Origin of the sequence: Azospirillum sp. A26, from assembly GCF_042604635.1 — a bacterium.
In the GTDB taxonomy this organism is placed as follows: domain Bacteria; phylum Pseudomonadota; class Alphaproteobacteria; order Azospirillales; family Azospirillaceae; genus Azospirillum; species Azospirillum palustre.
Window position 1 is genome coordinate 29,883 of sequence record NZ_CP170474.1, and the last position, 24,817, is coordinate 54,699.

Sequence of the window (24,817 nt, forward strand, 5' to 3'; positions counted from 1 at the left end):
GTCTCATTTTTAAGCATGCCCGGCTTCCGGCCACCCTTTGGCGGGCCGGTCCACCAGATTGACGACCCGGCGGTATTCGGTGGGCGTCACACCCTGGTGGTTGCGGAAGAAGCGGCTGAAATGGCTGGGGGCGGAAAAGCCGAGCCGGCCGGACACCTCGGTGGCGCTCTCCAGCCCGGCGGCCATGGCGTCGATGGCCGCCTCCATCCGCAGCACGTTGAAATAGAGCGCCGGGGTGATCGCCATCGTCTGCTGGAACAGCCGGAACATGTGGGCGCGCGACAGGCCGGCGGCGGCGGCGACACGGGCGGCGTCGAACTCCTCGCCCAGGGTTCCCCGCATGAACAGGATGGCCTGACGGATGCGGAAATCACCGGCCGCCGGCGCGGCGTAGCGTGTCCCGCCGAGCGTCCGCCATTCGGAGAAGCGGTCGATGATGGCGATCATCAGGTCGAACAGCGCCTCCTCCATCCGCTCGCCCGACGGGTCGTCATAGAGCAGTTCCGCCGCCATGCGGTCGGCCAGCCGGCGGATGTAGGGCGTCAGCTCGCCGCAGGACTGCGCGAAGAAGCCGGGGTTGCCGCTGGCGTTGAGTTCCCTCTGCATCGCACCGAGCCAGCGCGGCTCGATGTACAGCGCCAGGATCACGGTACGCGGGGCGCCGGGTTGATGGGCATAGGAATGGGCCTCCCAGCTGTTGACCAGCACCGCGGTGTCGTCGCGCAGCGGATAGAGCTGCTCCCCGACGGCAAAGCGCGTGTCGGCGCCGGATGCCTTGATCAGCACATGGCAATGGGGATGCGCGTGATGGATCAGCGCATTGTCCATGTCCAGCAGGGCGACGCGGCCGAAGCTTCCCTGATGGATGCGCATCGCTTTCGACATGGCTTCCGGTCCCTTCCTGCCCATTGGCGGCAAACCGCCGCCGGGATGCTCTTCAATGGTTTGCTTTACAAGCTAATCGTCGGCGGTCCCCTTTACCAGTTCCATGCAGGCGCAACCCTGCTTCCATCGCCGACGCGGCCGAATTCACGGCAAAACCACGTCAGCGTCCAAACTGTTACCGGGCGTTTAGAATTTCTTTAGCGAATCGCTGTGTTATTGCAGTTGCCACAAGCAAATGCAGCGTCGGCGAAAGGTCCCAGATGCCTGACACCCTGAAGGCCGACGCCCCGTCCGCCCCGCTCCTGACCATTCCCGATGCGCTCGCTTCGGAAGCCGCGGCGGTGATGCTCAGCGGCGATCCCGGCGCGTTGAAGGCCGTTCAGGGAAAAATGGCGGCGGCCCTGGCCGGACAGGGCCTGCCGGAGGCGTCGGCGGGCACGCTCGTCGATGGCTGGATGCACGACTTCACCGCCGGGCTCGGCGCACAGGCGACGCCGGATGCCGCCATTGCCCAGGCGAACCGGATCGCCGCAGGTGCCGCCGCGCGCATGGCCCAGGCAACGCAGGAAGCGGCCTCGCTGACCGGCGAGCAGCGCGTGGCCACCGCATTGGCGCAAGGGCAAGGACACGGAACGGAGTCGCTGACCGCGAAGGGCGCGGCATCCGACCTATCCGCCGCCCTGTTCAACGGGGTGATGGACCCGCTCGCCCGGCCGGCGGGTGCGGCCGACCCGATTGCCGCCCTGTCTCAGGCCCTGAATTCGCCGCCGTCCCCCACGGTGACACCGGCGGCGGCACCGCTTTCCCCGGCCGAGCAGCTGAGCGCCGCCCTGGCCTCCGGCTCCGGCGTTCAGGAGGCGGTGAAGGCGGTGGGGGCCGGTCAGAACGGCCACTTCGCCGACACGCTGGAACGCGCGCTGTCCAACGGCGCCGACTCAACCGCCGCCGTGACCGCGGCGAAGGAAACGAGTGCCAACAGCGAGGCCCTGGCCCACGCCACCACGGTCGGGCAGTCCGACGGCGCCCGCATGCTCGCCGCCCTGTCCTCCGGCAGCGCCGAAGCCCACACCGCCGCGACCGGTGCCGCGACCGGTGCCGCCTTCGCCAGCGTCCTCAACGATGCCCTGACGCAAGGGGGATCGCCGGACGCCGCTCTCGCCGCGTCGGTCAGGGCACAGACGGAGATGACCGCCAGCCAGAACGCCGCCGTCGTGCCGCCCAAGCCGACCGACGCGCTGGTGGCGTCGCTCGCCTCCGGCCGCAATGTCGGCGAGACCGTCAAGTCCTTCGCCTCGGCCGCCGGCATCGACCCGGCCGCAGCCGGCGGATTCGGCCAGGCCCTGGGCAGCGCCCTCTCCACGGGCCATGAGCCGTCCGGCGCCCTGGGCACGGCACGCCAGGACGTCGCCGCGGCATCGTCCCTGTCGGCCGAGACGGCGAAGGGTGTGAAGGCCGACCCACTGGTCACGGCCCTCGCCAGCGGACAGAATGTCCAGCAGGCCGTCCAGGCCCTCGGCGGCTCCGGCGCCGCCTTCAGCGCGGCCCTTGGGCAGGCCCTGGCGGAGGGCCGGCCCGCTGGGCAGGCGCTGGCGGCAGCCCGTCAGGCCGCCGACACCGTCCAGCAGAACACCCATGCCAGCGAAGTCCCGGTGTCGGCGCAGGACAAGGCGATTGCCGACCTCGCCAACCCCGACAAGGCGGCAGCCCCCAAGGAGACCGGCGAGACCAAGCAGGTCGCCAAGGATGCCGCCAAGGACGGGGCCCAGCACAGCGACAGTGCCGACGGCAAGGCCGCCGAACAGGTGGCGGATGCCCAGGCGAAGGACGACGGCGGAAAGGAAAAGGACGGGAAGGACGCCAAGGCGGATGATAAGGCGGGCGACAAGGGCGATGCAAAGGCCGACGCCAAGGAGAGCACCGGCGACAAGGCCGCGCCCGATGCGTCCGCCGATGGAAAGCCGGCAACACCGGACGCCTCGCCGCAGGCGGCAAAGCAGGCGGCGCTGAGCGATGCCGCCCCCAAGGCCATCAGCTTCGATCTGCCCGGCACGACGGACAAGAGCGACACCGCCGACCACTCTACCGCCCACTCCGCCGCATCGACGGATGCGCGGCCGGCTGTTTCCGCCCCGTCGGTGACCAAGGCACTGAGCACCAACGATGCCTTCGCCGTCGCGGCGCAGAGCCAGCAGCGGGCCGTGCAGTCTGTGGCCCATGCCGTCGAAAACACGACGTCCGACAGTTCGGGCACCACCGCGCCAACCATTGCGCCGACCGTTACGCCAACCATTACGCCGACATTGCCCGCCACCCCCACCCTTCCGGCCGAGCACCACACCGCGGCGCCGACCCTGTCGGCCTCCTTCGACGCGGCGGCTCTGGCAAAGGCGCTGGCGATGGCCGAGGGAACCGCCGCTCCCGCCGGCTTCACCGTCTTCCATCTGATCGAAGCGATGTTCCGCCCCGTCGAGACCGGCAGCAGCGTGGTCGGCGTCGCGGTGGTGGCGAACCAGGGGTCGCAACTCGGCATCTGGCAGTACAGCGTCGACGGCACCAGCTGGAGCGCGGTCGGATCGGTTGCCGAAACGGCGGCACTGGTGCTGCCAGGCAATGCCCTGCTGCGCTTCCTGCCCGCGGCCGGCGCCTCCGGCCAAGCACCCGCCCTTGACCTGCGGGCCGTCGGGAACGAGTGGACCGGCGGGTTCAGCGGCGCCGAGCACCGGCTCTTCACGCTCGATGGGACCGGCGGCACCACGCCCCTGTCCGCCGATGTGGCGAAGCTGTCCATCGACGTCACCTCCGTCAACGGCGCCCCGGTGGCGACCGGCGTGCAGGCCGTCCTGGACGCCGTGGCGGAAGACAGCGGCAGCCCGGCCGGCGCCACCATAACGACCCTGTTCGGCAAGCTGTTCTCGGACCCGAGCGATGCGGTGTTCGGCGCCTCCGGCGACGGCTTCGCGGGCGTCGCCGTAGTCGCCAATCCCGGCAACTCCGCCCAGGGCGAATGGCAGTACTGGAACGGAAGCAGCTGGGTCGCGGTCGGCGCGGCGTCGGACGGCAACGCGCTTCTGCTGTCCGCCGAGACGATGCTGCGCTTCCTTCCCGCAGCGAACTGGAACGGGCAGCCCCCCAGCCTGATGGTGCGTCTGGTCGACGATTCGGCAGGCGCCATCGTCAGCGGCGACCGCGTCGATCTGAAAAGCCTCGGCGTCGGCGGCACCACCCCCTACAGCGTGTCGGCCATCCAGCTCGACACCCGCGTGACCGCCGTCAACGACGCTCCGATCGCCACTGGAACGACAGCGACGCTGGCGCACATCGCGGAGGACACCGCGAATCCCGCCGGGACGACCGTTTCGACCCTGTTCGGCGGCCTGTTCTCCGACCCCACCGATGCCGTGGCCGGCGGATCGACGGCAAACGCCTTCGCCGGGGTGCTGGTGGTCGGCAACGCCGCCACCGCGACGCAGGGGTTGTGGCAATACTGGACCGGAAGCAGCTGGACCGACATCGGCGTGGCCAGCGCCGGCAACGGCCTGCTGCTGGCTGCCGGCACCGCACTGCGCTTCCTGCCCGCCGCCGACTGGAACGGCACCACCCCGGCCCTGACCGTGCGGCTGGCGGACGATTCGCTGGGCGCGATCACCAGCGGCGAACACGTCACCGTGACCGCGGGCGGCGGAACCAGCCGCTATAGCGCCGGCACAATCACGCTGACCGGCAGCGTCGATGCCGTCAACGACGCGCCGGTTGCCACCGGCACCGTGGCAACCCTGCCGGCCATCGCCGAGGACACCGCCGATCCGGCCGGCTCCACCGTCACCAGCCTGTTCGGCAGCCTGTTCTCCGACGCGGCCGACGCCGTGACCGGAGGATCGTCGGCCAACGGCTTTGCCGGAATCGCCATCGTCGGCAACGCGGCGACCGCGACGGAAGGCGTCTGGCAATATTGGACAGGAACCGCCTGGGCGGCCGTGGGCACGGTGTCGGAAGGGTCGGCCCTGGTGGTCGCCGCCGCCGACCGGCTGCGCTTCGTGCCCGCGGCCGACTGGAACGGCACCACCCCGGCCCTGACCGTCCGGCTGATCGAACAGGGCGCCGGCACCACCGCCACGGGCGGCCATGTCGACCTGACGCACGGCGTCGGCGGCAGCACGCTCTACAGTGCCGAGACCATCGCCCTGACCGGCAGCGTCACGCCGGTCAACGACGCCCCCGAGGTCACCGCCGGCACCCCGGCGCTGTCGACGGTGAAGGGCGTGGCCGTCGCGGTCACCGGCCTGTCGGTGTCGGACATCGACGCCGGCTCGACCCCGATGCTGGTGACCCTGTCCGCCGGACACGGGACGCTGACGCTCGCCGATGGCGGGACGGACGCCGTCATCACCGGCAACGGCACGGACACCGTCACCATCCGGGCGACGCTTGCCACCATCAACAGCCTGCTGGGCGCCACCAACGGGCTTCTCTATACCGCGACCTCCTACACCGGCGCCGACAGCATCCATGTCCTGGTCGACGACCAGGGCGGTGGCGGCGCCGGCGGACCGCTGACCGCCAGCACGTCCGTCGCCGTGACGGTGGCGCCGCCGAACGCCTCCCCGGTCCTGGCCGACACCAACCTCTCCCTTTCCGTCGCGGCCGAGGCCCTCGCGGCCCCCACGGCGGGAACAGCGGGCATCGCCGTGTCGACGCTGGTCGGCCTGAACGGCAGCGGCCCGGCGAACGTCACCGACGGCGACACGGGTGCGGTCACCGGCATCGCCCTGGTCGGGACCAACGAGGCCTATGGGCATTGGTGGTTCTCGACCGACGGCGGTTCGACCTGGAGCCTCGTCGGCACCGTCAACGACAGCGATTCCGCCCTGCTGCTGCGCTCGACCGACCGGCTCTATTTCCAGCCCAGCGCCTCGGTTCCCGGCACCATCAGCGGTGCCCTGACCATCCATGCCTGGGACCAGACCAGCGGGACCGCCGGCAGCAAGGTGACGATGGACACCGGCACCGGCAGCGCCTTCTCCACCGCGACCGACAGCGTGACGCTGCACCCCAGCGTGCTGGTTCCGAACGGCTCCTTCAACAACGGCCTGACCGGTTGGACCTACACCGGCGGCACCACCGTCGGTTCGACCGGCGACGGCCATGAGGCGACGCTCACCTCGGCGAGCGGCCAGACGCCGACCCAGCTGGAGGATTTCCTCGGCCTCAGCCACGGTTCCATCGCCAGCGCGACCGGGACGGTGCCGTCCGCCGGCCATGCGATGAAGCTCGGCACGACCGTGACGGTGACGCAGGACACGACGCTGACCTTCGACTGGTCCTTCACCTTCACCGACAACGCCTCGTACCACGACTTCGCCTTCGTCAGCGTCAACGGCGTGGTGACGCTGCTGGCCAAGGAGGCGAGCGCCAATGGCAGCTTCAGCGTGGTCGTTTCGGCCAACAGCACCCTGTCGCTCGGCTTCGGCACCTCCGATACCGGCGACAACAGCGTCAACCCGATCCTGCGCGTCGACAACATCAAGCTGACGACGGTCGCCAGCGATCCCATCGTGCTGGACATGACCGGCCACGGGTTGGCGCTGCGCCCGCTGTCCGACGGTGTCCATTTCGACGTGACCGGCGACGGCGTCGCCGACAGCACCGGCTGGATCGGATCCGGCAACGCCCTTCTCGTGCAGGACAGCAACGGCAACGGGCGGATCGACGACGCGCACGAACTGGTGTCCGAACAGTTCGGCAGCGGCTTCAACAGCAGCCTGGAGGCGCTCGCCTCCCTCGACCGCAACCATGACGGCCGCCTGGACGCGACCGACGAGGCCTTCGCCACCCTGAAGGTCTGGCAGGATGCGAACGGCGACGGCGTGAGCCAAGCGGCCGAGTTGCGCGGACTGGCGGAGGCCGGCATCCGCTCCATCGCCACCACCGCGAGCCCGAGCGACGCCAGCCTGGCCGGCAGCCGCATCCTCGGCACCACCAGCATGACGATGGCCGACGGCAGCAGCCATGCGGTGGCTGGCGTGGCTTTCGACGTGAAGGCCGCCTCTGCCGCCCAAGTTCAGGTCCAGCCGCAGGCCGTCCCATCGGGCACCAATTTCGCTGCTCTGCTGACGTCAGGCCTGGGCTTGACTATGGAAGGTACAGTTGTGCCTCAGGACAGTTTCTCTCATTTGTCGGATTCGACTGCGGCATCTCACGTCTTCGACCAGCACCATTTGCAAAACACCGATACACAAAGCGTGCATCATATCACAACACCCTAATGCGACTGACAGATTTAGAGGATTTATTAGGAATTTGAACACTGTTTTGTCTTAAAACCCCATAAGGGTTGTCGGCTATGTTCGCCAGTGTCGCAAGCCCCTAAGCTTTGGTCGATGGCGAGCCCCAGGACCCCCATGCGTAAATCCTTCATTTCTGCTGCGGTCTTGCTTCCGCTGATCGCCTGGGGTGCGCAGCCTGTGCTTGCGTCTCCGCGCGAGGACGTGATCTTCCTGATCGGCAAGGCGACGGAAACCCATGACCGGCTGAGGGGGGCGGAGGCTGCGGCCGAGTCCGCCCGCAACGCGCTGCGGATTAGCCATGGCGGCTGGTACCCGACGCTCAGCCTGTCGGCCAATGGCGGGCGGGAGACCACCAACAAGCCTGCCGGCCTTCCCAACACCGACCTGAACGCCAAGCAGCTGTCGGTCCGCGCGACCCAGCTGATCTGGGATTTCGACGCGACCAACGCCGACATCCGGCGGGCGCAGGTCTCCGTGGTCCGCGCCGACATCGCCGTGGAGCGCACCCGCCAGGAGCTGCTGGTGGAGGGATTGAGCGCCTACGCCACCCTTGTCCGCGCCCACCGGCTGCTCGTCTTCTCCCGCCAGTCGGAAGACAACATCCGCCGGCAGACCGGCCTGGAAGAGGTCCGCCTTCAGGAAGGCTACGGCTTCTCCACCGATGTTCTCCAGGCCAAGAGCCAGCTTGCCGGCGCCCAGGCCCGCCGTGTCGCGGCGGAAGAGGCGATGCAGACGGCGCTCAGCCGCTTCCAGGCCTATTTCGGCCATGTGCCCTTCCAGCTCGACGGCGCCGAAGTGCTGGCGATGACCAAGGCCGCGCTGCCGCTGTCGATGGATGCGGCAGTGGACGAGGCGCGCCGCCACAACCCGCGCCTCCAGGAACTGGCCCTGACCACCGCCGCCGCCCAGGAGGCGGTGGCGTCGGTGCGCGGCCGCACCCTCTATCCGCGGGTGGAAGGCTATGTCGAGCGCAACATCAAGAGCGACGTCGCCGGCCAGCCGGGGCGGCAGGACGAGCTGTTGTTCAAGCTGCAGGTCACCTTCTCGCTGAACACCGGCCTGACCGCGATCAACAGCGTCCGTCTCGCCGAGGCCGACCTGCGCGCCGCCGACGCCAACTGGGCCGACCAGGAACGCACGGTGCTGGAAACCGTCCGCAACAGCTGGAACCGGCTGGAGAGCGCGCGGTCGCAGGTGAAGCTGCTGAACGATCAGGCCAGCCTCGCCGCCGGCTTCCTCGACGTGGCGCGGGCGGAACGCGAATTGGGCTCGCGGTCGCTCATCGACATCCTGTCGGGCGAGACGACGCTGATCAACGCGCGCAGCGATGCCGCCGCGGCGGAGACGGAACTGGTTCTCGCCGGATACCGCCTGCTCGCCGCCATGGGGCGTCTGACTGCCGCCGACATCCAGACCAAGCCGATGCCGAAGTTGGCGGCGATGGGCCGCGGCCTGTTCGACGGCTTCGGCAAGACCGAGCCGTCGCCTCCCGCCAACCGAGACACCAAGCGCAAGCGCGGGAAGGGAGACCAGCAATGACCGGCGGCGCCATCGGACTGCTGCTCCTGCGGCTGCGCTCCAACCTGCGGCTGACGACCCGCGTCTTCGCGGCTTCGCTCGCGGCGAACCTGCTCGGCCTCGCCTCGTCCTTCTACACCATGCTGGTGCTGAACCGGTATGTGACGCATGGCGTCGATTCCACGCTGGCGGCGCTCACCGTCGGGGTGGTGCTGTCCATCGCCTTCGAACATCTGTTCCGCCATGTCCGCCTCGGCATCGCCGGCCGCATCGGCCGCGCCGAGCATGAGCGGTTGGCGACCGGCGCCTTCGGCATCCTGCTGACCGCGCGCAGCGGCGCCGGCTCGGCGGAGGGCGACGCCGCCCGGCGCGAGGCGATGCGGGCGCCCGAGCAGATCGACGCGGCGCTCGGCTCCGCCAATCTGGCGACGCTGTTCGACCTGCCTTTCGCGCTGGGCTTCATCCTCGTGGTGGCGCTGGTCTCCTGGCCGCTGGCGGCGATCTGCGTGCTGTTCACCCTGCTGTCGATCGCCGCCGGCCTGCTGGCCCAGGCCGACATGCGGGCGGTCGGCCGCGATCTGGCCCAGGCCGGCGCCGATGCGCAGGGTCTCGTCACCTCCGCCATCGTCGGCCGCGACGCGGCGGCCCTGTTCGGCGGCGCCAAGCCGCTGCTCGGCGATTGGCAACGCGCGGCGAAAACGCTCCGGAGCTTGCGCGAACGCATGTCGATGCGCCAGGGCCGTGCCCAGTCGATGGCGCAGAGCCTCCAGGCGCTCCAGGGCGTCGCGGTCATCGCCACCGGCGCCGTGCTGGTGGTGCGCGGCGAGCTGGATGTCGGGTCGCTGATCGGCGTCAACCTGCTGGTCGGCCGGGCGCTGGCCCCCTTCACCCGGCTGGCGCAGATCGGGGAATCGCTGGCGATGGCCCGGCAGGCGCAGAGCCGGCTGGAGCAGTTCGCCCGCACGGCGGTGGAGCCGCCGACCGGCACCAGCCTGCCCCGCTATGGCGGCACGCTGGAGCTGCGCGACCTGACCTACACCCCGGCCGGGGCGGTCACCCCGCTGCTGCGCCGCCTGTCGCTGTCGGTGCCCGCCGGCAACATCCTGGTGCTGAAGGGGCGGAACGGCTCGGGCAAATCGACGCTGATCCGCCTGATCGCCGGGCTTGCCGATCCGCAGGAGGGGGCCGTCCTGGCCGACGGCGTCGACATCCGCAAATTCGCCCCCCTCTGGTGGCGCCAGCAGACCGGCTACCTGCCGCAGGAGCCCGTCTTCCTCAACCGGACCATCCGGGAGAATCTGCTGCTCGCCAACCCGCGCCTGTCGGAAACGGACTTGCAGGCCGTCCTGCACCGCGCCGGTGCCGAGCGTGCGGTGGCCGACTGCGCCCAGGGGCTCGACACGCCGCTGCGCAACTTCGGCCAGGAGCTGCCGGTCGGGCACCGGCGCCGGCTGGCGCTCGCCCGTGCGCTGGCGGTCGGCGGCCGGCTGATCCTGCTGGACGAGCCGACCGACGGGCTGGACGCCGAAGGCACCGCCGTCGTCTACCGCACGCTGATCGAACTGGCGCGCGCCGGCCACACGGTGGTCATCGCCTCGCACGATCCGCGCATCCTCCAGGGCGCCTCGCTGGTGCTCGACCTCGATCAGTCGCAGGATTTGGCCATGAGCCGTGACCCGGCCGGACTGGTGGCATCATGAAGCCGCTTCCCCTGCTGACCCGCAAGCGGGCCGCCAGCCCCACCCTGCCCCCCGGCCTTAACCTGGGCACAGCGGCAGCGGCACCGGCACTGCCCTTCGCCACCGCCACGGCGCCGGAGAGCGAAAGCCGCTTCGGCGACGGCCTGTTCGCCGTCAGCATCGCCGCCTTCCTCGCCGCGCTGGGCTGGGCCTCCATCGCCGAACTGAACGTCTCCAGCAGCGCGCCCGGCGACGTGGTGCCGCTGGCCTACAACCAATCGGTCCAGCATTTCGAAGGCGGCATCGTCCGCGACATCCTGGTGCAGGAAGGCGATTCGGTGAAGGCCGGGCAGGTGCTGGTCGAACTGGACCAGACCAAGACCCGCGCCGATCTGGAAGAGCTGCGCCTGCGCCTCGGCTCGCTCTCCGCCGACATCGCCCGGCTGGAGGCCGAGGTCACGCGGCGCGACAGCATCGACTTTCCCGAGACGCTGACCCGCGAGCGGCCGGATCTGGTGGCGCAGACCCGCGACCTGTTCCGCGCCCGGCGCGACCGGCTGGCCTCCGACATCGACATCCAGCGCCAGGACATCGTCCAGCGCGAGCAGCAGATGGCCGCCGTCCGCGCCCGCATCGCCGGCTCCCAGGCGGCGCAGGGGCTGATCCGCGAACAGCTGTCGATCAGCGAAAGCCTGCTGAAGCGCGAGATCACCAACCGCATGAAGCATCTGGAGCTTTTGCGCGACGACGCCCGCATCACCGGCTCCATCGCCGAGGACCGCGCCACCCTGGCCCAGGCCGAAGCGGCGCTGGCGGAGGCGCGCAGCAAGCTGGTGTGGATCGGCCGCAAGTACGAGGAAGAGGGCCGCAACGCCCTGGACGAGGCGCGGCGCAACCACAACGAACTGTCGCAGCGGCTGACCCGCTACCAGGACAGCCTGGACCGCTCCAGCATGCGGGCGCCGATGGACGGCATCGTCAAGACGCTGGCCGTGTCGACCAAAGGCGCCGTCGTCAAGGCCGGCGAGACCGTGGTGGAACTGGTGCCGCGCGACGGCAATCTGGTGGTGGACGCCCGCCTGCCGGTGCAGGACATCGGCTATGTCCGCGCCGACCAGCCGGTGGTGGTGACGCTGGCCGGCAGCGACGCCTCGCGCTTCGGCCATATCGAGGGGCGGGTGCGGACGATCAGCCCCGACACGCTGCTCGATGCCAACAAGCAGTCCTACTACAAGGTCCGCGTCGAGCTGCCGGTGACGCGCTTCGACTATGGCGGCAAGACCTACGAGCTGTTCCCCGGCGTGCGGGTGACCTGCAGCATCCTGACCGGGCGCCGCACGATCCTCGACTACGTCTTCTCGCCGGTCCTCAACGGCCTCCAGCATGCGATGCAGGAGCGGTGAGGATGGCTGCGATCACGAGACTTACCCCTCCCCCGAGGATCCCCCGATGCTGAGTTCGCTCCAGCCCCGTTCCCGGCAGCCGCTGCGCTGGTCGCACATGACCAAGAAGGCGCGCTTCGCCCTGATCCTGGCGGCGGCGATGCTGGTCACCGTTGTGGTGTCGCTGGTGGTGCGCGCCGGCTTCCTCGGCGAGCGTGCCGGGGAGCCGCTGACGCTCGCCGTTGTGGGACCGCTGAGCGGACCGGACGCGGCGCTCGGGCTGGCGCTGCGCAAGGGTGCGGCGCTGCGGGCCGACACCATCAACGCGGCCGGCGGCATCGGCGGACGCCCGGTGGAGGTCAGGCCCTTCGACGACGAGGGCGACAAGGGCAAGTCGCTGGAGATCGCCCGGCGCATCGCCAACGATCCCACCATCGTCGCGGTGGTCGGCCACACGCCGGACGCCACCGACAGCGCCGCCGCCATCTATGCGCAGAAGAAGATCCCGCTGATCGCGCCGCGCCCGCTGGTCCGTCCGGCGGACGGCGCGTCCAGCCCGTGGCTGTTCAGCATCGGCTTCGACCGCACCCACGAAATCCGCTTCCTCGCCAACTATGTCCGCAACGTGGTGGGCGAGCCGACCGTCGCCATCATCCGCGAGGACAGCGAGCAGGCGGCGTCGCTTGCCGGCCAGTTCGACAGCATCCTCCAGCGCTTCGGCACCAAGCTGGTCAACCAGTGGACCTACGCCCCCGGACGCGGCGGGGCCGGCGCCCTGCCGGCGCTGGCCCAGGCGGTGAAGGAGCGGATGCCGACCGGCGCCATCGTCGTCATCGGCTCGGCGGTGGACAGCGCCCGCGTGGTCGTCGCCTTGCGCGACGTCGGCGTGCGCAACCTGATCGCCGGCAGTTCGGAGATGGCGACCGCCGCCTTCCGCACCGAGATCGTCGCCCAGACCCAAACGAACCCCAAGGCATTGACGCCGGAGGCCTACGGCCATGGCCTGCTGGTCGCCTCGCCCGTGCTATTCGACACGGCGAACGAGCGGGCGCAGCGCTTCTACGGCCAATATGTCAAGCGCTTCAACGCCGTGCCCGACTGGGCGGCGGCGCTGGGCGCCGATGGCGTCGACCTGATCGCTGGCGCCCTCGCCGCGGCCCCCGCCGGCACCGGCAAGCCGGATGGGGACACGCTCCGTCTCGCCATCGCCAGCCACGACCGTGCCGAGACCGCGGTCCAGTCGACTGCCGGAACCTGGACCTTCGACGCCCGCGGGCAGGCGACCCTGCCGGTGATGATGGCGACCTACAACGGCCTGAACCCGGTGGCGGCGCTGACCCAGCTGCAGCCGATCCGCGAGGCCGGCGTCTCCAACTTCCTGGAGGAAGTGCAGCGCGGGCGGGCGCTCTACGTCAACGACCGCTTCATGTACAAGACGGACGTCATCTACACCGGCGTCCAGCTGCACGAGATCCGCGACCTCAACCCGGACGCCAACGAAGCGACGCTGAACCTGACCATCTGGTTCCGCTACCGCGGCGCCTTCAACCCGGCCGACGTCGTCTTCACCAACGCGGTCAAGCCGGTGGAGCTGGGCAAGCCCTACCGCGAGGAGCGCGGCGAGGTCACCACCTACGTCGCCTATCGGATCGAAGGGCGCTTCTCGCTGAACTTCTCCGACCAGAGGCCGCCCTACGGCAGCCATTCCGTCGGCGTCAGCTTCCGCCACCGGACGCAGAACCGCAACACGGTGATGTTCGTCACCGACGTGCTCGGCATGTCGCTGGTGAACACCAACGACTTCGTGGAAAAGCTGAAGGCGATGGCCGCGGCGGAAACCGCGTCGGCCACCGACCTCAGCATCGCCGACCGCTTCCGCCGGGCGCTGGAGGGCGAGAGCGAAAGCTCCACCCTGCTCGACCAGCTGCGCGCCAAGCGGGTGCTGGCCCCGTCGCCGGGCTGGCGGCTGTCGCGCGCCTGGATCTCCCAGGACGTCACCAGCGTCAGCAGCGAGGGCGATCCCAACTATGTCGGCTTCGGCCGGCCGCAGCCGGACTTCTCCCGCGTCGATTTCGGCGTGGTGGCGACGCCGGACACGCCTGCGGCACGCGACTTCATCCACCGCGACTTCTTCGTCTACATCGCCATCTTCAGCGCGGTGCTGGCGGTCTTCGCCGCATTCATGGACCGGCGCGACCGCGGCCAGTTCTGGAAGATCCAGACGCTGTTCATGCGCATCCTGTCCTGGCCGCTCCTGCTGATGTCGGCCGGCAACATTGTGCTTGACCAGGCGGTGGCGACGCTGCCGGCGAGCGGCATCGCCATGGTGGTGAACGGCATCAACGTGCTGTGGTGGATCGTGCCGGCCATCCTAGTCGACCGCACGATGGAGCGCTTCGTCTGGACCCCGCTGGAGATCCGCACCCAGCGCCGCATCCCGGCCATCGTCCGCCGCTTCTCCACCCTGATCGTCTTCGGCTTCGCCGGCTGCGGCATCATGGCCTTCGTGCTGAAGCAGCCGATCACCAGCCTGCTGGCGGCCTCGGGCCTCGTCGGCATGGTCATCGGCCTCGCCATCCAGGCCAACATCGCCAACGTCTTCTCCGGCATCATCCTCAACATCGAACGGCCGTTCCAGATCGGCGACAGCATCCAGATCACCGATGTCGTCCGCGGCGTCGTGGTCGACATGACGTGGCGGACGGTGCGGGTGCGCAACGTCGCCGGTTTCATCGTCGCGATGCCGAACGCCAAGGTGTCGGAAGCCACCGTCGTCAATTTCAGCTCGGTCGAGCGCGTTTCGATGAAGCTGGAATATTTCGCCGACGCCAGCATCGACCCCGGTCGGATGGGTGGGCTGCTGACCGCGGCGCTGCGCGCCACCGACCGGGTGATGCCCAGCGACACCGGCGGGCTGCCCTTCGTCCGCTACGACGGCTTCCGCGCCGTCAACGGCCAGTGGCTGTGCAAGTACAACCTGTTCTTCTGCGTCAAGGACCACGAGGCCAGCTTCGCCGTGCCGGAACTGGTCTGGCGCTCGGTCTACCGGACGCTGGCCGAGGCCGGCATCGACCCGACCCCGCCCGACCTGCTGGAGGCGGGCGCCGCCGCCGCGGTCGTCACCGCAGCCATCCCGCACGCGACCGTTCCGGCATGAGCAGGAGCATCCCGATGACACCCCTCCGCCGCCGCCCCCTCCGCTGTTGCGTCACCGTGGCGATGCTGCTGCCGGTCCTGCTCGCCGGGTCGGCCTGTGCGCCCTTCGGCAGCGAAAAGTCCGCCGCGATCCTGGAGCGGGTGGGCGACGGCGATTACGACGTCGGCATCCGCTACCCGTCCAAGCGCACCCGCTACGTCATGATCGTCGAAGAGGACGAGGAGTCCTTCGCCCTCGCCAACCGCCCCGTGACGGGCAGGACCGCTGACGGCACCGCGCCGGCTCCGGCAGCAGAACCGGCCGCCCCGCAGCAGAACGACCGGGTTCTGACCCCCTGCACCGGGGCGGCCGGCAACTGGTACCGCCACACGCCGGCCGGCTATGTCTGCGCCGGCGGGGCGGGCGGCTGACCATGAAGCGCACGGCTCTGACAATCGCCCTGCTGCTCGCCGGCTGCGCCGCCGACGGCTCCATGCGGCACGCCACGGATGGCGGGACGGAACCGGCGCCGGTCCTCCGCATCACCGCCGATGCCGAGGCCAACGGCCGGCGCCCGGTGGCCGTCGACGTCGTCCGGGTGGCCGACAGCGCCCTGGCGCAGCGGGTCGGCTCGCTCGATGCCGCAGGCTGGTTCCGCGAGCGGGCGGCCCTGAACGGTGAGGCTGCCGGGCGGATCGCCATCGCGTCCTGGGAGCTGGTTCCCGGCCAGAGCGTGATCCTGCGCAGCCTTCCCCCCTTTGCCGCCGCACCCACCGCAACCATCGTCTTCGCGCGCTACGGCATGCCGGGGGTCCACCGCCAGTCGCTGGACGGCATGAGCGCGCTCGACATCCGACTGGGACGCGACGGCTTCACCGTGGCTCCGCTGCCGAAGGACACCGCACCGTGACCGTACGGCCCGCCCCCTCGCCCTCCGCACCTCCGGCAGCGCCCGCCGCCGCCGTCGCTGCTGCCGCCGACACGGCACGCGCCGCCGGTCCGGGTGTCCTGGCCCTTTTCCGCGCCTTCCACGCCGACCTGCTGGCCGCCTGCGCACAGGACCAGGCCCCGGCCGGCGCGGTGGCCGAACGGCTGGTCGCAATGCTCCACGGCATGAGCGCCTCGGCGACCGCCCAGGGTCCCGCCGCCCATGGCACGGTGGTGAAGGCGGCCTTCGCGATGGCGATGCTGGCGGACCGGGCGCTTGCCCAGGTGAAGCCGGCCGACGCCGTCGTCGCCGGCCGCCTGTTCGGTGCGAACGCCACCCTGCAGACCCTGTTCGTCCAGGCCGACGACCTGATCCGTCAGGGTGCCAAGGCCGACCGCGGGCTTGCCGCGGTCTATCTGGCGGCCCTGGCCCTCGGCTTCCCCGACGATGCCCAGGCGGCGGCGCGGCGCTCCCCGCTGCACCGGATCGTCACCGGCCGGGAGGGCGGAACCGAGCAGCCGCAGGCCGGCCTCGCCAGCCGGCGCGCCTACGATCCGCCAATGGGGGCGGTGGTCGGCGGCTTCCGACCGTCGGCTCGGCGCTGGTGGGTGGCGGTCGGCGGCGTGGCGGCCCTGTTCCTGCTGGTGTCCCACCTGCTGTGGTCCACCGCTGTGAACGATCTCCAGCGTGACCTGCGCGGCGCCCAGTCCGCGGTCGAGGATATGGGGCAGTCATGGTCCTACTGATCCTGACGATTGAACTCGTGATCTCCAGCATCGGTTCGGCCATCGGCTGGATCCTGTCCCTCGTCTTCGCCTATCTGCCCTTCCTGCTGGCGGCCCTGCCGCTCTACATCCTCTATCGGGTGGCCCGGTCGGTCTGGCCGACGCTACGCAACCGGCTCCGCCGCCGGCACAAGCCCGCCAAGGCCGCGGCCCGCGCCAAGGCTCCGACGCGCAAGCCCATGCCGTCCTCGGCACTCCATGTCCGGGCGGAGGCGCCGCCGCCGTCGAAGGCCGCCGCCGGCAAGCCGCCGCTGGCCCGCACCTACAATGAAGGGCTGGACATCCTGGCCCGGCAGATGCGCGGTCCCCTGCGACGCGGCGACATTCCCTGGTTCCTCGCCTTCGGCGTCGGCGGCCCGGCGCTGCTCGCCACCGACCCGACCCATGTGCGCTGGCCGGAAGACGGCAACACCGAGAACGGCTGCTGGTGGTTCTGCGAAGGGGCGGCGATCCTGCATGCCGGCGCCGATTCCGCCGATGGCACGAAACTGGACGCCTCCTGGCCGTCGCTGGTCGCGGCGGTCCGCAAACGGCCGATGCGCCGGCCGCTGGACGGCATCCTGCTGTTGGTCGGCGCCGACGAGCTGCGCGCCGCGGCGGAGCGCGAGGCACCGCGCCGGGCGCTGGCCAAGCGGGCCGAATCCCTGCACGCACGGCTGCGTTCGATCCGCGACGATCTCGGCATGGTCTGCCCGGTGCATGTGGCGGTGGTGCGCGCGGAGTCCCTCGACGGCTTCGGCGACCTCTGCGCGACGATTCCCGCGGCCATGCTGGACAGCGTTCTGGGATGGACCAGCCCGCATGACTGGCTGGCGCCCTTCGAACCCGCCCGTGTGGCGGAGGCCTTCGACGCCATCCAATCCGACCTCGCCCTGCTGGAGGCGGACGCGCTCGCCAGTGTGACCGCCGCCGGGACCGCCTGCGTGCGCCTGCCGCTTCTCCCGGCATCGCTGGAGACGCTGCGCCATCCGCTGGCGCTGTTCCTCGATGGCGCACTGGGTGGCGCGCTGGGCGGAGACGAAGCTTCCGAGCCTTTCCCGCTGCGCGGCATCGCCCTGACCGGCGCCTGTGCGACCGCGACGGGGGGACGCCGCCCGGCCTTCGCCCGCGATCTGCTGCCCGGCCGTGCCTTCGCCGAGCCCGGCTATGGGCGCCCGTCGGAAGCCGCCTTCCTGCAAGGCCGCCGGCAGCGCCGGATCGCGCAGGCCGCGCTGGCCGCCTCCGTGGCGGTCCTGTCGGTCGCCGCATGGCAGGGCTTTGCCGGCGTATCGGCCGGAAGCGCTGCGGTGGCGGCACCGGTTGCCGACCTGCGGCGGGCGCTGCTGTCGCGCGACGCCCTCGTCGATGGCCCAATGGTCGGCCGTGTGATCGCCGCCACCGCCGTGACGGAGCGCGACCGGCTGGCGACGCCGCTGCTGCCGACCTCGCTGTTCAGCGGAATCGACGAGGACAAGCGGCGGCTCGCGTCTGTCACCCTGCGCCGGGCGGTGCTGCGGCCGATCCGCGACGCCCTGCTTCCCAGTTCCGCCCTGGCCGACCTGCCGCCGGTCACCAATCCCCGGCGGGTCGAGGATCTGCCGGCCTTCCGCCGGCTGGCCGCCCAGCTGGACCGCATCGGCGGCCGGCGCGGTGCGCTGGAGCGTTACGACCGCTTCCGCCGCAACAGCGGGTTCGACGAGTTGCTGGCGCTGGCCGAAAGCGTCTATGACGCCGTGCCGCGCCCGCCCATCGCGGCGACCGACGGCTTCATCACGCGCATCGCCGCCGGGGCCGACCTTCCCAACCTGGATGCCAGGACCATCGCGGTCGCCCTGCGGGCGGAATCGGTGCAGCTCGCCGCTCCGCTGGCCGAGGAACTCTACACCCGCAACCCCCTGCGTCTGCGGGCACAGGCCTTGGCCGACCGGCTGCGCGACCTGCCGCAATCGCCGAGCGAAGAGGATGTCGTGGACCTCGGCCGGCTGGTCGATGCCGTCACCGAGGCCGCCGGCTGGCCGATTGCCGCCGCCTTGCAGGATCCCGCGCGCGGCTTGCCCGATGCCGTCAAGCTGGCGCTCCAGAAGGCGGCGATGGCCGAGCTTCCCGGCCGCGACACCACCGACCGCATCAGCGAGGCGCTGTCCACCGCGGCCACCGCGGCCCGCGCCGCCGTCCTGGCGCTCGACACCCCGTCGGCCGGACGCCTGCTGACCAGCGGCGAGGGCGGCGCACTGTCCCTGAACCCCGCGGTCGCCGCCTTGCCGACGCAACTGGTCGCTGCCATGGCGGTCAAGCCGAAGGACGAGCCGCCGCCGGCCAAAGCCGCCGCTTCCGAAAGCAAGCCCGCGGCCCCCGCTCCGGCAGCACCGGTCGTCGAGCAGCGCCCCACGCCGCCCGCACCGGCTCCCGAGCCCGTTCCCGCGCCGCCCAAGCAGGTTGCGGTCGCCAGCCCACCGCCTGCGCCCTACGAGGCTCCCCCGCCGGCCCGGCTGCCGCCGCTGCCGCCATTGCCGACCCTTCCGATCCTTCCCGCGGACCCTGCGGCGCCTGCGCTGCCTGCCCCCGAGACGGCGGTGGCGAAGCTCGATGCCGTGTTCTCCCAATCGCTGGCCGGACGTTTCCCCTTCGTCCGCCCGGATCTCGCCCGCGGTGCGCCGGATGCCGATCCCAAGGACGTGCGCCGCTTCTACGAGCAGCTCGACGAGAACCGGGCGACCGTCATGAAGACGGCGACGCCTGACGTCGCGGCCTTCCTCGAGAAAATGGAGGCGGTGCGTCCCCTGTTCGACGCGGTCTCCCGTTCGGCACCGGTCAGCGTCCGTTTCAGCTACGGCACCAACCGGGCGCAGGAACTGGGGGCGGAGCACATCATCGACTGGTCGGTGCGGTCGGGGACCAGCGCGGTCGGCGCCTCCGCCGGGTCCGACGCGCTGGTCTGGAAGGCCGGGCAACCGCTGCTCCTCAGCTTCCGCTGGGCCGCCGGTTCGCCCTATCGCCCGAAGAACGCCATGGCGAGCGAAGCGGAGGCGGCGGCCGGCGATACGCTGACGCTGGTCGAGCGCGGTCCCTGGGCATTGCTGCGGCTGTTGAAGGGGCGGTCGTCCTCCACCAACGGCGACGGCGCCCTGCTGCGTATCGTCCTGCCGACCCAGACCATCGGCGGCGAGCCGGTGCGCGATACGGTTCTGTTCATGACGGCGTCCATTGCCGCCGGGTCGCGATCCGCCCTGCCGGCGAAGGCCTTGGACCTGCCGTCCCGTTTCCCTTCAAGGTAGAGCAAAACGTTAGTCACAGGAAACGCTAATGATATCTTTGGTCACATGTCGCAACAAGCCGATCCATGTCTCTGCAAAATTTCTAATAACCCCAACAGTGACTTAATAGGTTTTTAATCAATAAAACTGTATCAACAGACTATACGGTATAGACCTACGGGCAGATATTTCCTGCCGAGCTTACGATCTAATCATCATTAGCTAATTTCTTCGCTGCCGCGGGCAGCCAACGCCTTTCGTTTGTCAATCGCCATGCCTGCAATTGACGATCGGCTGCCGCCTTCCACCGGAAGGCTCGGCCGAGCGACGCCGACTGGACGGAAACGTGTGGTCGACGCCGTAGTTTCCACCGCAGATCAACTCTTCCCGACCCGAGAAAGGCTTCGGATCATGGTAGACCGTAAGAAGCGCGCCCAGGACCTGATTAAGTATCACAGCTACGCTTCGGGCGCCTTCGGGCTGATCCCCGTTCCGGGCGCCGACGTCGCCGCCGTCAGCGCGGCGCAGCTGAACCTCGTCCATAAGCTCGCCAAGCTCTATGGAGTCGAGTTCGCGCAGGAGCGGACCCGCGCCATCGTCGGCGCCCTGCTGGGCGGCGTCATGCCGGGGGCTCTCAGCTCCAGCGTCCTGGGCTCCGCCGTCAAGGCCGTCCCCTTCATCGGCACCGCCCTCGGCGTGGCGGTGATGCCGGCGCTGTCGCTGGCGGCCACCCGGGCCCTGGGCCAGGTGTTCGCCCAGCATTTCGAGACCGGTGGCACGCTGCTGGATTTCGACATCGATGCGATGCGCGACTATTTCCGCAAGGAGTTCGAGGCCGCCAAGGGTGAGGCCGCTGCCGACGCTCCGGCCGCAGCACCGCAGATGGACGAGCAGCCGGTCCAGAAGGCCGTCTGACGCCTGAACGCCGGGCAAAGAAGGAAGCATCGCCGTGTTCGAGCTGATCTATATCGGTCTCTGCCTGCTGGTCGGGTTTCTGGGGATCGGCCGCCGCGGCGGCTTCCTGCTTTACGCCTTCCTGGCGGTGGTTCTGACGCCGCCCGGCGCCCTCCTCGTCATGATCCTGCTCACCGGCCGCCGCAAGAAGCTGGCCAAGGCGTGACAGCAGCCATGACCATGCTCCCTCCCAACGCGCCTCGGCGATTGCCGGCACTGCTGCTGGCCCTGCTGGCGCTGCTCGTGCTGTGCACTCCGGCCCGCGCCGAATATTGGACCGTCGCGTCGGAGGACCATTTTCCGCCCTACAATTACTCCTTCAACGGCAACCGCACCGGCATCGACACCGAGATCGTCAACGCGCTGCTGAAGGAACTGAACGTCACCCCGGTCCATCGCCCGCTGTCCTGGACCGAGGTGGTCCAGTCGATGGACGAGAACACCGCGGACATCGGCTTCCAGTTCATCGCGTCGCCGACCCGCTTCGCGCAGTACAACATGATCGGCCCGTTCCGCACCGGCACGACCGTGTTCATGGTGCGCAAGGACTCCAACATCACCTTCGACCGGCTGGAGGATCTGACCTCCTACCGCATCGGCGTGGTCGACGGCTTCTCCTACGCCGCCGACTTCGATGCGGCGACATATCTGGAGAAGGTGGCGTCGAGCAGCAACGTGGTCAATTTCCGCCGCCTGATCCTCGGCCGGGTGGACGTGATCGTCGGCGACCTGCATGTGCTGAACTACATGGCCAAGCAGGACGGCCGGCTGAAGGACGTGCGCGTGCTGCCCAAGCCGGTCGGGCTGATCCCCCGCTACATCGCCCTGCCCAAGGCGCGCAAGGAGAAGGCGGAACGGCTGCAAGCCGCCTTCGTCAAGCTGCGCGACAACGGAACCATCGCCCGCATTCTCGACGGCTGGCTGGCGGAGTGACCGGACGATGGCCAAACGCACTTCCTCTTCCAACCGGCCCCCTCCCAGCCGACCGCCGTCCTCGCTGCTGCCGCTGATCGGCCTAGCCGACCGCAGCATCCTGACCCGGCTGGTCATCACCGGCTGTGTCGCCGCCACCGCCAACCTCATCAGCCTGATGAGCCTCAGCGCGGAGCTGAGCGGCTGGATGCGCGGCGAGGTGCTGGACACCCCCTTCCTGATCTTCTGCCTGTCGCTGCTGGTGTCCTACGCGTTTGCCAAGCGCTTCGTCTCCCTGACGCTGACCACCGCCTTCAGCGCGCTGGCCGAGGTGCGGCGGCGCTTCCTCCGCCACGTCACGCTGGGCGGCCACGCCGACATCCTGGATTTGCAGGCCAAGCGCTCCTTCGATCTCGGCAACCACCATCTGGAGCGCATCGCGGCATTGCTGCCCAACCTGTCCATCGCCGCCAACATGATGCTGGTGGCGGCGGTCGCTTACCTCTACCTGTGGACCCTGTCCACCGTCGGCGCCACGCTGCTGCTGGTGGCGGCGCTGCTGGTCGGCGGCTGGTACGTGCGCGAGGCGCAGCGGACCCGCTCGCTGCTCGGCGAAGCCAAGGAGTCGGAGCTGCGGATGCTCCAGGGCTTCTCCGAACTGGTCGGCGGCAATGCCGAGGTCAAGCTGGGCAAGGCGCGCCGCGACGAGCTGTCCCAAGCGGTGGAGGCGGACGTCGCCCGCTGGGAAGAGCTGAAGCGCCGCCACGGCCGCAATCTGGGCGAGCTGTTCTCCTGGATCGCGACGATCATCATCGGTTTCTCGGCGGTCTTCGTCTTCATCTTCCCGCGCATGGGCGCGATGTCGGTGTCCGAACTGCCGCTGGTCACCTCGGTCATCCTGTTCCTGGCCCGCCCGCTGTCGAAATTCCTCAACGCCGTTCCCGACTATGTGGCGGCGGAGGATGCCGCGGCGCAGCTGACGGCCCTGCTTGGCACCATGCCGGCCCTGGAATACGCGCCGTCGCGCACCGCCCGCGCCCCGCGCCGCTTCTCCTGCATCGAGTTGCGCGGCGTCAGCTTCGCCTACCGCGCCGGGCTGCGGCCGGAACCCTTCGTGATCGGCCCCATCGACCTGACCATCCCGGCGGGCAGCGTGGTCGGCATCGTCGGCTCCAACGGGTCGGGCAAGTCCACCCTGCTGCGCGTCATCCCGCTGCTGTTCCGCCCCGACGAGGGTCAGGTGCTGCTCGACGGGCAGCCGGTGGAGACCGACCGGCTGGAGGCCTACCGCGACCTGTTCTGTGCCGTGTTCCAGGACCATCACCTGTTCACCCGGCTGCCGCAGGGACCCGGCTTCGATGCCGAGCTGTTCCGCGAGATGCTGGCCTATCTGAAGATCGACCATCTGGTTCCCGATACCGGAAACGGGCTGCTGAACCGCGACCTGTCGAAGGGGCAGCGCCGGCGCGTCGCCCTGGCGGTGGCGGTGGCGGAGGGCCGGCCGGTCGTCATCCTCGACGAATGGACGTCCGACCAGGATGCCGAATTCCGCACCCGCTTCACCAACGAGATCATCGGCAAGCTGCGGGCCCTCGGCCGCACCGTGATCTTCGTGTCGCACGACGGCGACGTCTCGTCGGTCTGCGACGTCACCATCCGGATGACCAACGGCCGGATGACGAGCACTGAAACAATCGACAGGTCAACGGACATGCCGGCCGCGACGGCCGCGTCCCGACCCGACATGGGGTCCGCTTCGGATCCCGCCATGGCTTGCTTGCAGGAGACCGCGTGATATGGCTGACCAGGCCTTCACCATCGACGATGCCGATGCGCTGCCGAAGCCGAAGTCGCGCCTGCGTGCGCTGCTGGCCCACTGGTACGACGAACACCGCCGCTCCCTGCTGTGCACGCTGCTGGTCGGCATCCTGATCTTTCTCTATTTCGCTCCGTCCATCGTCGTATTCATCCCCGCCGGCCATGGCGGCGTGCTGTGGAAGCGTTTTCACGAAGGCACGCAGATGGGTCCGGCGCTGGCCGAAGGCGTGCATGTCATCTTCCCCTGGGACAAGATCGAGGTCTACGACCTGCGCCTGCAGGAAGACACCCGGTCCTATACGGCCATCGCCAACGACGGCCTGAACGTCAGCATCGAGATCACGGTCCGCTACCGCCCCTACGCGGAGATGCTGGCCGCCCTACACAAGAATGTCGGCCCGCGTTACCTTGAAGTCCTGCTGGTGCCGGAGGTCGGCTCCGTCTCGCGAGAAATCGTGTCGCGCTTCAAGGCGGACGAACTCTATGCCCACCGCCGCCTGCGGGTGCAGACGGAGACCTACGAGCAGGTCGCCGACCGCGTGATGTATGCCCAGTTGATCGGCGCGGAGAATGTGCCGAAGCCGGACGGGCGGACCAAGACCGGCTATCTGCTGATCCAGGACATCCTGATCCGCAATGTCTCGCTGCCCGAAGCGATCATGGCGTCGATCGAACGCAAGATTCAGCAGGATCAGGCGGCGCAGGAATACCAGTTCCGCCTCCAGCGCGAACTGTTCGAAAGCCAGCGCAAGCAGTTGGAAGGCCAGGGCATCCGCGCCTTCCAGGAAACCGTGCAGGCCAACCTGACCGAGAATTACCTGCGCTGGCGCGGCATCGAGGCGACGCTGGAGCTGGCCCATTCGCCCAACGCCAAGATCGTCGTCATCGGCAACGCCGCCAGCGGCGGGCTTCCGCTGATCCTCGACGCCGCCTCCAACCAGAACCCCCTGCCGGCTCCGGGTGCCACCGCCGCGGCGCCGGGCGCGCCGCCGGCCTCGCCGAACGCCAAGCTGACATCGGTGCCCACCAGCACCGCTGTGCCGCCGGTCTCGCAGCTGCCGTCGCTGAGCGGAGAGGGCACGCCGGGCCAGACCCCCGTCGGTCAGATGCCGAGCTTGAACACCGGCGGCGGCGAATCGGCCCCTGCGGCCGGGCATGCGACGGCCCCGGCTCCGGCCCCGGCTCCGGCTCCGGCCGCCAAGCCGGAACCCGCAAAGGACGGCGCCAAGACCGCGGCCTCGGCGCCGATCCTGTCGAAGGTATCGCCGTCCAAGCTCCTCGACATGATCCAGTCGAAGTGAGG

The 24,817-nt window shown here is 69.7% G+C and carries 15 protein-coding genes; 14 read left to right on the top strand and 1 reads right to left on the bottom strand.

Going from position 1 to position 24,817, the window contains the following annotated elements:
* Nucleotides 1–9: 9 nt before the first annotated feature.
* Complete coding sequence (locus ABNQ39_RS23920; RefSeq protein ID WP_376962710.1) at nucleotides 10–885, bottom strand: AraC family transcriptional regulator; 876 nt, start codon at nucleotides 883–885, stop codon at nucleotides 10–12.
* Between the two features lie 260 nt (nucleotides 886–1,145).
* Here ABNQ39_RS23920 and ABNQ39_RS23925 point away from each other — a divergent pair, with 260 nt between their 5' ends.
* The 14 genes from ABNQ39_RS23925 (at nucleotide 1,146) to ABNQ39_RS23990 (ending at nucleotide 24,815) form a co-directional block, all read left to right on the top strand.
* Entirely contained in the window at nucleotides 1,146–7,148 is a 6,003-nt protein-coding gene (locus tag ABNQ39_RS23925; protein WP_376962712.1) for a hypothetical protein, read from the top strand.
* A 198-nt stretch (nucleotides 7,149–7,346) separates the two neighbouring features.
* A complete protein-coding gene (locus ABNQ39_RS23930) occupies nucleotides 7,347–8,708 on the top strand; it encodes a TolC family protein (RefSeq protein ID WP_376962714.1) in 1,362 nt (453 codons plus the stop codon).
* Nucleotides 8,705–10,387, top strand: a complete 1,683-nt coding sequence (locus tag ABNQ39_RS23935; protein ID WP_376962716.1) for an ATP-binding cassette domain-containing protein — start codon at nucleotides 8,705–8,707, stop codon at nucleotides 10,385–10,387. Before ABNQ39_RS23930 ends, ABNQ39_RS23935 begins: the two co-directional genes overlap by 4 nt.
* Entirely contained in the window at nucleotides 10,384–11,769 is a 1,386-nt protein-coding gene (locus ABNQ39_RS23940) for an HlyD family type I secretion periplasmic adaptor subunit (RefSeq protein WP_376962719.1), read from the top strand. The genes ABNQ39_RS23935 and ABNQ39_RS23940 overlap by 4 nt, the downstream gene beginning before the upstream one ends.
* A 46-nt stretch (nucleotides 11,770–11,815) precedes the next feature.
* Complete coding sequence (locus ABNQ39_RS23945) at nucleotides 11,816–14,905, top strand: ABC transporter substrate-binding protein (RefSeq protein ID WP_376962721.1); 3,090 nt, start codon at nucleotides 11,816–11,818, stop codon at nucleotides 14,903–14,905.
* Between the two features lie 14 nt (nucleotides 14,906–14,919).
* Complete coding sequence (locus ABNQ39_RS23950; protein ID WP_376962723.1) at nucleotides 14,920–15,315, top strand: hypothetical protein; 396 nt, start codon at nucleotides 14,920–14,922, stop codon at nucleotides 15,313–15,315.
* A gap of 2 nt (nucleotides 15,316–15,317) precedes the next feature.
* Nucleotides 15,318–15,794, top strand: a complete 477-nt coding sequence (locus ABNQ39_RS23955; protein WP_376962725.1) for a hypothetical protein — start codon at nucleotides 15,318–15,320, stop codon at nucleotides 15,792–15,794.
* Complete coding sequence (locus ABNQ39_RS23960; protein ID WP_376962727.1) at nucleotides 15,791–16,558, top strand: hypothetical protein; 768 nt, start codon at nucleotides 15,791–15,793, stop codon at nucleotides 16,556–16,558. Before ABNQ39_RS23955 ends, ABNQ39_RS23960 begins: the two co-directional genes overlap by 4 nt.
* Nucleotides 16,546–19,851: a type VI secretion protein IcmF/TssM N-terminal domain-containing protein gene (locus tag ABNQ39_RS23965; RefSeq protein ID WP_376962729.1), complete on the top strand. Its 3,306-nt coding sequence runs from the start codon at nucleotides 16,546–16,548 to the stop codon at nucleotides 19,849–19,851. Before ABNQ39_RS23960 ends, ABNQ39_RS23965 begins: the two co-directional genes overlap by 13 nt.
* Before the next feature lie 390 nt (nucleotides 19,852–20,241).
* Nucleotides 20,242–20,745, top strand: coding sequence for a YcjF family protein (locus ABNQ39_RS23970; RefSeq protein ID WP_376962731.1), 504 nt, complete (start codon nucleotides 20,242–20,244; stop codon nucleotides 20,743–20,745).
* Nucleotides 20,746–20,779: 34 nt separating this feature from the next.
* Entirely contained in the window at nucleotides 20,780–20,950 is a 171-nt protein-coding gene (locus ABNQ39_RS23975; RefSeq protein WP_376962733.1) for a hypothetical protein, read from the top strand.
* A gap of 8 nt (nucleotides 20,951–20,958) precedes the next feature.
* The gene (locus ABNQ39_RS23980; RefSeq protein ID WP_376962735.1) at nucleotides 20,959–21,717 is read left to right on the top strand and encodes a substrate-binding periplasmic protein; all 759 of its coding nucleotides are present in this window, start codon (nucleotides 20,959–20,961) and stop codon (nucleotides 21,715–21,717) included.
* 7 nt (nucleotides 21,718–21,724) lie between these two features.
* The gene (locus tag ABNQ39_RS23985) at nucleotides 21,725–23,491 is read left to right on the top strand and encodes an ATP-binding cassette domain-containing protein (protein WP_376962737.1); all 1,767 of its coding nucleotides are present in this window, start codon (nucleotides 21,725–21,727) and stop codon (nucleotides 23,489–23,491) included.
* Between the two features lies 1 nt (nucleotide 23,492).
* Nucleotides 23,493–24,815 (top strand): prohibitin family protein, encoded by a 1,323-nt coding sequence (locus ABNQ39_RS23990; RefSeq protein WP_376962739.1) that lies wholly within the window; start codon nucleotides 23,493–23,495, stop codon nucleotides 24,813–24,815.
* Nucleotides 24,816–24,817 lie beyond the last annotated feature (2 nt).